We start from the raw sequence: 12517 nt of genomic DNA, 5'->3' as shown, positions 1-12517 counted from the left end.
CATGCGTGTACTTCTCCCCTTCCTGGCGCAGTATCGTCGTCATTGGTTTTTGATCAGCTTGGGCATACTCCTGGCGATTATCACGCTGCTGGCCAGTATCGGCTTACTCACACTGTCCGGTTGGTTCCTTGCCGGAACAGCGTTGGCTGGCCCCGCAGGATTATATACGTTTAACTATTTATTGCCTGCGGCTGGGGTGCGCGGCGCGGCGATTCTACGTACAGCAGGACGTTATGCCGAGCGAGTCGTCAGCCACGATGCCACGTTCCGGGTACTGGCTCATCTACGGGTTTTCGCTTTTCAGCGCATTTTACCGCTATCCCCTGCGGGTATTGCCCGTTTTCGTCAAAGCGAAGTGCTTAACCGCTTGGTTGCTGATGTCGATACATTGGATCATCTCTATCTGCGTGTTATTTCACCGCTCATCGCAGCCATTGCCATTATTGCGGCAGTCACTTTCGGACTGAGTTTCCTCGATGTTGATCTGGCGTTAACGCTTGGCGTGATCCTGCTGGGATTACTGCTGATTCTGCCACTGATCTTCTATCGTGCAGGCCAGCCGATTGGGGTCGATCTCACCCGTTTCCGCAGTCAGTATCGCTCGCAACTCACTTGCTGGCTGCAAGGCCAGGCTGAATTGCTGGTGTTTGGCGCTCTCGGGCGTTTTCGTCAAACACTAGAAGAAATAGAGCAACGCTGGCTCGCACGTCAGCAGCAGCAGGCTTCGCTGGCTGGGCTGGCACAGGCACTCATGATTCTCGCATCCGGCCTGACCGTGACGCTGATCTTATGGCTGGCAGCGGCAGGCGTCGGTGGCGATACCCAACCCGGCGCACTGATTGCGCTGTTTGTTTTTTCATCATTAGCCGCCTTTGAGGCGTTATTGCCCGTTGCTGGTGCTTTCCAGCATCTTGGGCAGGTCATTGCCTCTGCCGAACGCGTCGCACAGCTTATTGCACAAAAACCTGAAGTGACCTTCCCGTTAAGCGGGCCAGACGCGACTACTCAGGTAACGCTGAGCGTCTCGCAGGTGAGTTTTACCTACCCAGGGCAACCATTGCCGGTATTACAGGATATATCGCTGTCACTGGCTGCTGGGGAGCATATCGCGCTACTTGGCCGCACTGGTTGCGGTAAATCGACATTATTGCAGTTACTGACCCGCGCTTGGGATGCCGATCAGGGCCAAATTTTGCTCAATGGGCAACCGCTAGCCCGTTACGACGAGGCCACACTGCGCCAAATGATGACCGTTGTTAGCCAGCGGGTGCACGTATTTAGCAGCACGTTGCGGCAGAATTTGCTGTTGGCATGCCCAAATGCCAGCGATCAGCAACTGGTCACCGCTTTGCAGCAGGTCGGGCTGGATAATTTGCTGGAGAACGAGGAAGGACTCAACGCGTGGATGGGTGATGGGGGTCGTCCCTTGTCCGGCGGTGAACAACGCCGACTGGGCATTGCCCGCGCCCTGCTCCATCCGGCACCGTTGTGGTTGCTGGATGAGCCTACCGAAGGACTCGATGCCGAAACCGAACAACAGATTCTGATGTTACTACGCCAACACTGCCAGCATAAGAGTCTGATTCTGGTCACCCACCGTTTGTATGGATTGGAATATATGGATCGGATATGCGTCATGGACGGTGGCCATATCGTCGAACAAGGGAATCATCAAACCTTATTGAAAAATAAGGGCCGCTATTATCAATTCCGCCAGCGACGCTAAAACAATTTTTGGCTAATGTTATCGAATGCCGCTAGAACAACGGCGGCATTATCAATACCCTACAGCTAGATGCGCCTGTGAGCGCCGTTAAGGGGATTTATGCGTCTTACCCACCTATCATCACATTCTTACGCGTTCCCTGCGCCTGAGCTGGCTCTGCGCGAACCTAATGGCTTATTGGCACTCGGCGGTGATTTATCCGCACCACGTCTGCTGGCGGCCTATCAGCGTGGTATTTTCCCGTGGTTTAATCCCAGCGAGATGATTTTATGGTGGTCACCGGATCCACGCGCGGTGCTTTACCCAGCAGAACTGCATATCAGCCGCAGCATGCGCCGTTTTCATCGCCGTTGCCCTTATCGTTTTACCCTCAATCAGGCTTTCGCCGATGTGGTAGCAGCCTGCGCTGATCGACCGGATGACGGCACCTGGATTGGTCATGAAGTACAACAAGCCTATTGCCAGTTGCACGGGATGGGCCACGCCCACTCGCTGGAGGTCTGGCAGGATGATGAACTGGTCGGTGGGCTATATGGTATTGCCATGGGAGCATTATTTTGCGGAGAATCAATGTTTAGCCGTGCAGAGAATGCGTCAAAAAGCGGATTAATGGCTTTTTGTCATCATTTTACCCATCATGGAGGAGAACTGATTGACTGTCAGGTCCTCAACGCTCACACTGCGTCGCTGGGTGCGAGAGAGATCCCTCGCAGCCACTTTTTGCAGCACTTGAGTCAACTCCAGTTTAGTCCGCTACCGGCTGAATGCTGGTTACCGCAATCGCTGGATATCGAAATCGCGATGCAGTAAAGATCAATGTTACAAAAGCACCCCACATTAGGCTTCATCCCTTCCTCAGCAGACTAATTTTGCAGAAATGGTGTGATGACTGCCAACACTTCTTTACATAATGTGGGTTTTTCGGCATTATCTTGCCGGTTAAAAACTAAGGTAGTTACTCCTAGAGGATTCGATGGCCAAAGAAGACAATATTGAAATGCAGGGCACCGTTCTTGATACGCTGCCGAACACCATGTTCCGTGTTGAATTGGAAAACGGGCACGTGGTAACCGCTCATATCTCCGGTAAAATGCGTAAAAACTATATCCGCATCCTGACGGGTGACAAAGTCACTGTAGAGCTGACCCCGTACGACCTGAGCAAAGGCCGCATTGTCTTCCGTAGCCGTTAATCGGTTGCCAAGTCGCTAGTCGCTAGCGAGCTCTGAGGATGTAGTCCCCCTCCGACGCCCTTACCATTTATTGGCTAGGGCGTTTTGCTTTTTTTGCAATTTATCTTTTCGGCGCGATATCTCAGCGTAGTAGCGCCCAGCAGATTGACAGAAAAAATTGACAGAAAAATAAAAAGGCGATATCGCTATCGCCCTTCCATTTATTCAACTGTTGATTTCAACTTCTGACGTCAACTTAACTGATAATGTTGCACTTAGTGTACCGCACCTTCCGTTTTACGTTTTTGCGCACTTTGGAATTCATAAGCCAGTTGCTGTTTATCTTTATCCAATCCGACAGAAACAGAGCCGCCATCAACCAGTGAGCCAAACAGCAGTTCATTTGCCAGCGGTTTTTTCAGGTTTTCCTGAATCACCCGCGTCATTGGCCGCGCACCCATGGCTCTGTCATAGCCTTTTTCAGATAACCAATTACGAGCCTCATCACTGACTTCCAGTGAAACGCCTTTGGCGTCCAATTGAGCCTGCAACTCGACGATAAACTTGTCGACGACCTGTTGGATAATCTGAGTCGATAAGTGGTTGAACCAAATAATGTTATCTAACCGGTTACGAAACTCCGGCGTAAATACCTTTTTGATTTCTTCCATCGCGTCAGTGCTGTTGTCCTGGCGCTGGAAACCAATGGAGGTACGCTGAGTTTCCCGCACACCAGCATTGGTGGTCATCACGAGAATGACATTGCGAAAATCAGCCTTGCGTCCATTGTTATCCGTTAGTGTGCCGTTATCCATTACCTGTAACAGCAGGTTGAAGACATCCGGATGCGCTTTTTCAATCTCATCCAGTAACAATACCGCATGAGGATGTTTGATAACTGCATCCGTCAACAGGCCACCCTGATCGTAACCGACGTAGCCCGGAGGCGCACCGATCAGGCGACTGACCGTATGACGCTCCATATATTCTGACATATCAAAGCGTAACAGCTCGATATCCAAAGCTTTAGCCAGTTGCACCGTGACTTCCGTTTTACCTACCCCAGTCGGACCAGCAAACAGGAAGGAGCCAACGGGCTTGTTCTCATGACCCAGACCAGCACGGCTCATCTTGATAGCTTCGGTCAGAGCTTCAATCGCCCTATCCTGCCCGAATACCAGCATATTCAGACGGCTACTGAGATTTCGCAGAACATCACGATCGCTGGCAGAAACGGTTTTCTCCGGAATACGCGCAATCCGTGCAACCACCGATTCGATATCCGATACGTTGACCGTTTTTTTGCGTTTGCTGGCTGGCATCAAACGGCTGCGAGCGCCCGCTTCATCAATAACGTCAATGGCTTTATCCGGCAAGTGACGATCATTGATATATTTCACCGACAGTTCGACTGCGGCTCGGATGGCTTTTGCGGTATAGCGAACATCGTGGTGCGCTTCGTATTTCGGTTTCAAGCCATTGATAATTTGCACGGTTTCTTCTGGCGTCGGTTCCACAATATCAATTTTCTGGAAGCGGCGTGCTAACGCACGATCTTTCTCAAAGATATTGCTGAATTCCTGATAGGTCGTTGAACCGATAACCCGAATTTTTCCGCTGGATAGCAACGGTTTGATCAGATTGGCTGCATCAACTTGCCCGCCGGAAGCGGCACCCGCACCGATAATGGTGTGGATTTCATCAATAAACAGGATGCTGTCTTTATCCTGCTCCAGTTGTTTCAGCAGCGCTTTAAAACGTTTCTCGAAATCACCGCGATACTTGGTTCCGGCCAGCAAAGAACCGATATCCAGCGAGTACAGCGTACATTCCGCCATCACTTCCGGTACATCGCCCTGTACAATGCGCCAGGCAAGACCTTCAGCTATCGCGGTTTTACCTACGCCAGATTCTCCAACCAGTAGTGGGTTATTTTTACGGCGGCGGCAAAGAACCTGAATAGCACGTTCCAGTTCTTTCTCGCGACCGATCAGCGGGTCGATGCCACCAACGCGCGCCAGTTGGTTAAGATTGGTGGTGAAGTTCTCCATACGATCTTCCCCTCCCGCCGGTTCTTCATTCACCGGATTTTCTGCATTAGGCGCTTGACCCGGTTCATCTTTGCGCGCGCCATGAGAAATAAAGTTCACCACATCCAAACGGCTGACATCGTGTTTACGCAGCAGATAAGCCGCCTGAGATTCTTGTTCACTAAAGATGGCAACCAGTACGTTCGCACCGGAAACTTCATTGCGACCGGATGACTGAACATGGAAAACGGCGCGTTGTAGTACGCGCTGGAAGCTTAGCGTAGGTTGGGTGTCTCGCTCTTCCTCGGTAGCCGGTAATGTCGGCGTGGTTTGTTCGATAAAGGCTTCCAGTTCTTGGCGTAACGCCACCAAATCAACCGAACAGGCCTCTAGCGCTTCTCTCGCGGCAGGGTTGCTGAGTAATGCCAGCAACAGGTGCTCCACGGTCATAAACTCGTGTCTGTGCTCACGCGCTCTGGCGAAAGCCATATTAAGGCTGAGTTCAAGTTCTTGATTGAGCATAGGCACCTCCCCAATAAATTGCCTTAATCAGGCTTTTTCCAGCGTACAAAGCAATGGATGCTCGTTCTCCCTGGCGTATTGATTTACGTGTGCAACTTTTGTTTCTGCAACTTCCGCAGTGAACACCCCACAAATTGCCTTCCCTTTATAATGAACGTTCAACATCAACTGGGTTGCACGCTCAATATCATAAGAAAAGAACTTTTGTAGAACGTCAATCACAAATTCCATCGGTGTGTAATCGTCGTTGTTAAGTATAACTTTATACATAGACGGCGGTTTTAGCGCATCGATTTGTTTATCTTTGACTAAATGCTCAAAATTCAGCCAGTCGTTGTTATTGCCCATTGCTTACCCATCATTTCACTGAATCATACAAAAGCAACATTCAGTACCGGTTATAAGACCATTCTGTATCGATTTCTATTGTTATTTTAACATCTCTTGCGGTGAAGTGCCGCTTTAGAAACCGGCGAAAAAACTCGCATCCAAAATAGCAAAATTGTAACCAAATAAACGCAATAGCGTTATCTGCATCAAACTTTTATGAACTCATCCGCGATGAGAAAAGCCGCCCACTTGACGTTAATCGCATTTCCACTAGAGTGTAAATTTGTGGACTGCTGAAGTTTTAACCAACTTGCATTCACTTTAACCGGCGATTACCTCATCTAAAATTAAAATAACCTTGCGAGGGATGTAGAAGTATGGAGACAGGTACTGTTAAGTGGTTCAATAACGCCAAGGGCTTTGGGTTTATCTGCCCGGAAAACGGCGGCGAAGATATTTTTGCACATTATTCCACAATTCAGATGGATGGTTATCGAACGCTGAAAGCGGGTCAACAAGTTAACTTTGATATCCATCAAGGCCCCAAAGGCAATCATGCCAGTCTGATTGTGCCGTTGGACATGATAGCCATTGCCTGACACCAAAGTCACTGCGATTCAAAATGCCAGCCGCTATTCGACTGGCATTTTTGTTTTTATACTGCGTTAATCCATTAATGTTACGCCATTAGATAGGTGCCGTCTGTTCACTTATTCTCGTGCCAAGGCGTCGATCGGGTTTAATCTGGCCGCACTGCGAGCCGGCAGATAGCCGAATACCACCCCAATTACCGTTGAGCACAAGAAGGCACTGATCAGCGCCGTGGTCGAGAAGGTGACTTCCCAGCTAGGTAGAACCAGTTGCACGGCCATTCCAATAGCAAATGACAGCGTTATACCCAAGGCTCCCCCCACCAGACAAACCAAAACGGCCTCAATAAGAAATTGCTGCATCACATCACTGGATCGCGCACCCACGGCCATACGAATACCGATTTCACGCGTCCGTTCGGTGACGGAAACCAGCATGATATTCATCACGCCAATACCACCAACCACTAACGAAATCACCGCCACCAATGTCAGGAACAGCTGCATCGTTCGCGTGGTTTTTTCTGCCGTTTGCAACAAGCTGTCCATATTGTAGGTAAAGATATCTTTCTTACCGTGGCGTAACGTCAGCAAACGCACCAACTGCTGCTCCGCTTCCTTACTGTTGTAGCCGTCGTTGATTCGAACGGTAATCGAATCAAAATAGGATTTACCCATCAATCGGTTAGCCATGGTGGTGTAGGGAATCCACACCCGTAGTGCTTTACTACTACCAAACATTGACTGTTTCTCTTCCACAACACCAATAATGGTTGCGGGCATATTACCGATCAACATGACCTGCCCTATCACGTCGTTCATATGAGGAAATAAGCGACGCTGGGTATTACGATCAATCACCACCACCTGAACCTGCCGTTCTACCTGATCCGGAGTGATGGCCGTTCCCTGATCGATTTTTATGCCGTAAACGCGGAAGTACTGGGAACTCACGCCAGATACGCTACCGGCAACATCAGTATTACCGAAGCGTAACCGCATACTGCCGGATATTACCGGTGAAACCGCATTAACATAAGACTGAGCTTTTAATGCCGCCATATCACCATAGACAAGCGCCTGCCGGTTACTGGGATCGTCATCACCGAAATCTTTGCCTGGATAAATATCAATGGTATTGGTACCAATAGCTCGGATATCTGCCAGTACCATCTGTTTAGCGGCATCGCCCACCACCAAAATGGATACCACCGAGGCGATGCCAATGATGATTCCGAGCATAGTGAGTGCAGTACGCATCTTGTTGGAGGCCATGGCGCGCCAAGCCATGAGCAAAGCCTCGCGGAAACGCCCGCCTAATTGTTGCCACGATGGTGCTGGCGGTGAAAGGCTAAGCGGCTCTGACACTATCGGCTTTTCCGGAGCTTTACTGCCCGAATCAGCCATGATATGGCCATCTTTGATTTCAATAATCCGATCGGCCTGAGCCGCGACGGTGGGATCATGAGTCACAATAATTACCGTGTGACCCTGCTGTTGTAACTGCTTTAGAATCGCCATCACTTCAACGCTGGAATGGCTATCCAGCGCTCCGGTTGGCTCATCCGCCAGAATGACCTGCCCACCGTTCATCAGCGCTCGGGCAATACTGACTCGCTGCTGTTGTCCACCGGAAAGCTGGCTGGGGCGATAACTGACTCGATCTCCTAACCCCAAACGGGTCAGCAGCATTTTGGCGCGTTCTCGTCGCTCATTTTTACCTACACCGGCATAAACGGCTGGAACTTCAACGTTATGCGCTGCACTTAAATGCGGTAATAAATGGTAGCGTTGGAAAATGAAGCCAAAATGCTCACGGCGTAACGCCGCCAGCGCATCATTATCCATTTGGCCAACATCTTGCCCGGCTACGCGATATATCCCCGCGCTCGGTTTATCAAGGCAGCCGAGGATATTCATCAGCGTCGATTTACCCGATCCAGATGCACCAATAATGGCGACCAATTCACCGGCATTAATTTCCAACGAAACGTCTTGCAGCACATCGACCGTTTGCTCACCGGATTGATAGCTTCGCCGAATGCTATTTAACTCAAGCAAAGCCGCCATTATGTTTTCTCCGCAACACCACGGCTGGTAATCACTTCATCACCCACCTCAAGCCCGCTGAGAATCTGCGCGTCAACATTGTTGCGAATACCAATGGTCACTTCGCGCGGCTGTTCTTTTCCCTCTTTTAAGATCGCCACTTCGTAACGATTAACGCCTAATTCATTGCCCAACGCCGACAACGGGATCACTTTGGCGTTTTCGACTTTGGCTAATTGGATAGAAACCTGAGCAGTCATTTGCAGCCGCAATACACCATTCGGGTTCGGCACTTCAAAGCGCGCGGAATAGAAAATTGCATCATTCACTTTTTCTGGGGTTGGCTGAATATCTTTCAGTACACCATCAAAACTTTTGCTCGGATCGCCCAATACGGTGAAGGAGGCTTTTAAACCCGGTTTCAAGTGAATAACATCCGCTTCAGAAACCTGTGCATTCACCAGCATGGTACTCATATCAGCCAGCGTCAAAATATTTGGCGCTTGTTGCGCCGCGATTACGGTTTGGCCTTGCAGGGTGGTAATTTGCACTACATCACCGTCCATTGGTGCGGAAATCTTGGTGTAATCCAAATTGATATTGGCGGTCGCCAGACTAGCCTTAGCCTTGTTGATCTGCGCATCAATGGCGCTAACATTGGCTTTTTTCACCGTCAGTGTAGTCGCTGCCTGATCCAGTTCCTGACGAGATACCGCCTGCAGTTTCGCTAGTGCCTGCTGACGACGTAACGTGACTTCGGCCAATTGCTGCTCGGCCTTGGCCTGCAACAATTGCGCATTCAGATCCTGTAGCGTCGCCTCAACTTCTTTAATCTGGTTTTGCGCCTGTTGCGGATCAATCATGGCCAAAAGCTGGCCTTGTTTGACTTTATCGCCAATCGCAACGTACAGCCGCTCAAGTTGCCCACTCACCTGGGCTCCCACATCAACCTTGCGTACAGCATCTAATTTACCCGTTGCCAGTACGTTTTGCTGCAAGTCACGATGAGTGACTTTCACTGTTTGATACTGTATCGGTGTCGGTGCCATCCCACCCTTGATCGCAAAAAAACCACCTATAGCCAGAATCAGAATGATCAAAATCCAGCGTCGTTTACGTCCATCAAACCACGTCAAATTATTACCCCACCTTTTTAAAGTTAATGCTGAATACTGAAGTACTAACGAAGAATCCCATCACTAAAGAGTAAATTATCATCCAACAATCACTCTAATATAAACAGAACATAAACCAGAAATCATAATAACAATACTTGCCTCAGATACATTTAGTCCCCGTTTAGTTCCCTCTTGTTTTAATTACTTTATGATTAGTTAACGAAATGGATATTCTATGTATTTGCTCAATGCATCCTCAGCAAACGTTGGTCAGGTCAATCGCTGGCAATTAATTTCACGGCTGGTTAAGGGCGATGCGAATCTACCTGGCTCATGGCATAAGCCGATTTTCCGCTGGAAATCCCTCGCCAGGACGTTGGTTTTCCCGCAGGTTACGCTGGGATTACTCAGTGAACTGGCGGGTAATCCTCAGCTAGGTACCCTGCTACAATCACAGCCGGATTTCCCTTGTAAACTCCACCGCCCCTACCTCAGCGCCAACTTGACTAAGCGTCAGGGCCTGCAGGCCATAAAAGATCATTACCAATTGGTGAATGAGCTTATGCCAACCAGTCTGGGTTTGGGCTATATTCAGGGTAGCCCGTTTAAACTGGCCGATGTCACCGGGCGTCATGAGCAGGTTTTCTCTCTCTTTCTCGGCACACTTCCCAGCCTTAATAAGGAAGGTGAGGCCACGTTGATGTTTGCCAATCCGCAGGGAGAAATACTGGCATTACTGACATTCAATCTGATGATGTATCGGCAGGAGAAAACCTTATTTATTGGCGGGTTACAAGGTGCTGCATCGCAGATTCCTCATGAGAAAATTCAAATCAGCACCAAAGAGTGCCACGGTTTATTCCCGAAACGTTTGTTGCTGGAAGCGGCTTATTGTTTGGCTAAATCAATGGGGATCTCGCAGATTATTGCTGTCGGAAATAGTACCCATATTTACCAAAACTGGCGTTATCGCCGACAGAAAAAAGACAAACTGCACGCCAATTACGATGACTTCTGGCAATCTTTGGGCGGTAAGAAAGCCGACGATGGATACTATGCTTTACCGACTCGCATTGCCCGTAAAGTTATTGAGGACATCGCCAGTAAAAAACGCGCTGAATACCGTCGTCGTTACCAATTGTTAGATCAATTGGAAACCGGTATTGCTGCGCATTTTCAGCATGCCGCTATCACCCCCACTTTGACGGCTAATCCGCCCGTCCACGAGCCAACCAAACCACGCGGGAAAACATCTTTTTCAGAATTGGAGGTACCGCATTCACTCCCCAAATCCCAGACTGAGTGGCAACCTCAATAGCCAGATCCGGTTTTGATGTGCGGTGAATAGCTTTCTCTATCACGCGGCGCGGTGGCATTTTGGCATTCATCGGAATGCCCGAAATACGATGGTAAACTTCGCCAAAACCTGCGCGATAGAGAAATTGTTCCATATCCGGAGCTGGAAGCATGGTGAGACGGTCGCGCTCACTTTCACGATTTCTATCCGCCATATCACGCACAGTCGCGGCATATTTCTTACCGGCATCATCGCCGTCAGTCAGCGTGTGCCACTGAATACCCATCCGGTTGGCGAATTTGAGTAATGGGCGCAAGCCACTTTGAGCAAATTCGATCACTTTCACGCCTTCAGCCTCAAAATGATAGCCACACTGACGAGCCAACTCATTGAGCAGCCAGATTTCCGTTTCACCTTCCACCAGCAACCAGCAGCGTGCAAACAGTGCTGAAGGTCGGTTAAAACGAATATGGAACGCGATACGGCGGCTGTCTTCTGCTGTCATGCCTTTTGGCCCAAGTCGGTAAGTCGCCACTTTGGCAGACTCACGCACCAATCGACAAATACATTCAACCGGCACCAGAGAGACCAGTTCACCGGAATTAGTGGTGGTAATACGTTGTAAAGGCAGTTGATTGAGCAACCCCCAGGCAACCGACAACATAATAGGATGTAGACGGGTTTCTGGATCCTCCACCAATAAGAGTGGTCTGGCATGTGGATCGAGACGAATTGGCCCTTTTGCCTGAAGCAGCGTGGAGAACATACCCAACAAAATCAGTCGCATCGTTCGGCTGTTCGGCTCGGCAATAATGCGGTTAAAACTATCTAAAGCCTGCCACGCCTGACGCTCGGGCTGCGGACGCGGGCGATGATGTCGCTGCGTTATTTGGGATCCCTGCTCGGCAAAATAGTGGTCGAGTAATTGCCGCATGGCATCCAGCCCTTGTCTCAGTTCGGTATTGGTGAGTTTTTGCGGATTACGCACCAATTCACGCCCCAGTTGATCGAGTTGCTGATTGAGCGCTGCTTTGTCTTGTCCCGGAACCTTATCCGGTACGCTAGAACGCAGTCGCCGAATAAAACGGGCATCCCGCAGGCGTAATACCGGATGGATACGAATGACCGCCAGCACCAATTTTTCAATATCGTGCAATGGTAGCGGCAAACCTTCAATATCGAGAAAAGTACGCCAGGTACACACGGTGCCGTCGTCAGCCAACTCACCTTCCACCCGATAGTAAATACGATGTAAACCGTCTTCGCATGGGTTCCAAATCGGGGTTAAATGGCGATAGCGCGGAATACGCCAGTGGCCGATATCTTTTTCGCAAAAGGTCAAAATAACCTGAAGATGGCGCTCTTTTGACGTTTCATCGCCTGGTGGGTAATAAAAATCCTGCACATTGAAATGATAAAGTTGTGGCTCCGGCGATAACAATAATGTCAGCGCATCCAATAGACTCGATTTGCCCCAAGCGTTTTCACCTATCAGTACCGTATTATCATCCAGCGTCAGTGAAAGCCGGTTAATACCGCGAAAACCCGCTATTTCTACGCGTTCAAGAAACATATCTACGCCTCCCATGCGAAGTTAAATCATCGCCAGCCACCTCTGCGCTGACATGAATAAGGATGACGCTAAAAACTCGTTCAGGTCAGACAAAGCGCCAATGTTCTGGCT

10 protein-coding genes are annotated in these 12517 nt (G+C 49.5%); 5 read left to right on the top strand and 5 right to left on the bottom strand.

Features of this window, described 5'->3' with window-relative positions; translation table 11 throughout:
- Position 1 precedes the first annotated feature (1 nt).
- The 3 genes from cydC to infA all read left to right on the top strand — a co-directional run bounded on the left by cydC (position 2) and on the right by infA (position 2918).
- The gene (gene cydC, locus DJ39_RS09400) at positions 2-1726 is read left to right on the top strand and encodes a heme ABC transporter ATP-binding protein/permease CydC (protein ID WP_004717331.1); all 1725 of its coding nucleotides are present in this window, start codon (positions 2-4) and stop codon (positions 1724-1726) included.
- Positions 1727-1825: 99 nt separating this feature from the next.
- Entirely contained in the window at positions 1826-2536 is a 711-nt protein-coding gene (gene aat / locus DJ39_RS09395) for a leucyl/phenylalanyl-tRNA--protein transferase (protein ID WP_004717329.1), read from the top strand.
- A gap of 163 nt (positions 2537-2699) precedes the next feature.
- Positions 2700-2918, top strand: coding sequence for a translation initiation factor IF-1 (gene infA, locus DJ39_RS09390; RefSeq protein ID WP_002211347.1), 219 nt, complete (start codon positions 2700-2702; stop codon positions 2916-2918).
- A 254-nt stretch (positions 2919-3172) separates the two neighbouring features.
- Here infA and clpA read toward each other — a convergent pair whose 3' ends face one another.
- Together clpA and clpS are read right to left on the bottom strand one after the other, a co-directional pair.
- A complete protein-coding gene (gene clpA, locus DJ39_RS09385; RefSeq protein ID WP_004717327.1) occupies positions 3173-5449 on the bottom strand; it encodes an ATP-dependent Clp protease ATP-binding subunit ClpA in 2277 nt (758 codons plus the stop codon).
- 27 nt (positions 5450-5476) lie between these two features.
- The gene (gene clpS / locus DJ39_RS09380; protein ID WP_004717325.1) at positions 5477-5797 is read right to left on the bottom strand and encodes an ATP-dependent Clp protease adapter ClpS; all 321 of its coding nucleotides are present in this window, start codon (positions 5795-5797) and stop codon (positions 5477-5479) included.
- Between the two features lie 359 nt (positions 5798-6156).
- Here clpS and cspD point away from each other — a divergent pair, with 359 nt between their 5' ends.
- Positions 6157-6378: a cold shock-like protein CspD gene (gene cspD, locus DJ39_RS09375; protein WP_004717324.1), complete on the top strand. Its 222-nt coding sequence runs from the start codon at positions 6157-6159 to the stop codon at positions 6376-6378.
- Positions 6379-6489: 111 nt separating this feature from the next.
- Here the strand turns inward: cspD and macB are convergent, their stop codons facing one another.
- Both macB and macA read right to left on the bottom strand, forming a co-directional pair.
- The gene (gene macB / locus DJ39_RS09370) at positions 6490-8439 is read right to left on the bottom strand and encodes a macrolide ABC transporter ATP-binding protein/permease MacB (RefSeq protein WP_004717322.1); all 1950 of its coding nucleotides are present in this window, start codon (positions 8437-8439) and stop codon (positions 6490-6492) included.
- Positions 8439-9554 carry a macrolide transporter subunit MacA gene (gene macA, locus DJ39_RS09365; RefSeq protein WP_038241510.1) on the bottom strand — a complete coding sequence of 372 codons (1116 nt, stop codon included), beginning with the start codon at positions 9552-9554 and terminating at the stop codon, positions 8439-8441. The genes macB and macA overlap by 1 nt, the downstream gene beginning before the upstream one ends.
- Positions 9555-9771: 217 nt before the next feature.
- Here macA and DJ39_RS09360 point away from each other — a divergent pair, with 217 nt between their 5' ends.
- The gene (locus DJ39_RS09360; RefSeq protein WP_071815365.1) at positions 9772-10854 is read left to right on the top strand and encodes a VirK/YbjX family protein; all 1083 of its coding nucleotides are present in this window, start codon (positions 9772-9774) and stop codon (positions 10852-10854) included.
- Here DJ39_RS09360 and DJ39_RS09355 read toward each other — a convergent pair.
- A complete protein-coding gene (locus DJ39_RS09355) occupies positions 10745-12406 on the bottom strand; it encodes an ATP-dependent endonuclease (protein ID WP_004717321.1) in 1662 nt (553 codons plus the stop codon). The two genes, DJ39_RS09360 and DJ39_RS09355, sit on opposite strands and share 110 nt — an antisense overlap.
- Between the last annotated feature and the right edge of the window lie 111 nt (positions 12407-12517).

It is taken from the genome of Yersinia ruckeri ATCC 29473, from assembly GCF_000754815.1.
GTDB classification, from domain to species: Bacteria; Pseudomonadota; Gammaproteobacteria; order Enterobacterales; family Enterobacteriaceae; genus Yersinia; species Yersinia ruckeri.
Note: the sequence above shows the minus strand (reverse complement) of the source record. Positions and strands in the feature narration are given on the sequence as shown.

Bases quoted from the DNA above. Each gene is read 5' to 3' on its own strand.
- cydC (WP_004717331.1), top strand. From the start codon at position 2: ATGCGTGTACTTCTCCCCTTCCTGGCGCAGTATCGTCGTCATTGGTTT.
- aat (WP_004717329.1), top strand. From the start codon at position 1,826: ATGCGTCTTACCCACCTATCATCACATTCTTACGCGTTCCCTGCGCCT.
- infA (WP_002211347.1), top strand. From the start codon at position 2,700: ATGGCCAAAGAAGACAATATTGAAATGCAGGGCACCGTTCTTGATACG.
- clpA (WP_004717327.1), bottom strand. From the start codon at position 5,449: ATGCTCAATCAAGAACTTGAACTCAGCCTTAATATGGCTTTCGCCAGA.
- clpS (WP_004717325.1), bottom strand. From the start codon at position 5,797: ATGGGCAATAACAACGACTGGCTGAATTTTGAGCATTTAGTCAAAGAT.
- cspD (WP_004717324.1), top strand. From the start codon at position 6,157: ATGGAGACAGGTACTGTTAAGTGGTTCAATAACGCCAAGGGCTTTGGG.
- macB (WP_004717322.1), bottom strand. From the start codon at position 8,439: ATGGCGGCTTTGCTTGAGTTAAATAGCATTCGGCGAAGCTATCAATCC.
- DJ39_RS09360 (WP_071815365.1), top strand. From the start codon at position 9,772: ATGTATTTGCTCAATGCATCCTCAGCAAACGTTGGTCAGGTCAATCGC.
- DJ39_RS09355 (WP_004717321.1), bottom strand. From the start codon at position 12,406: ATGTTTCTTGAACGCGTAGAAATAGCGGGTTTTCGCGGTATTAACCGG.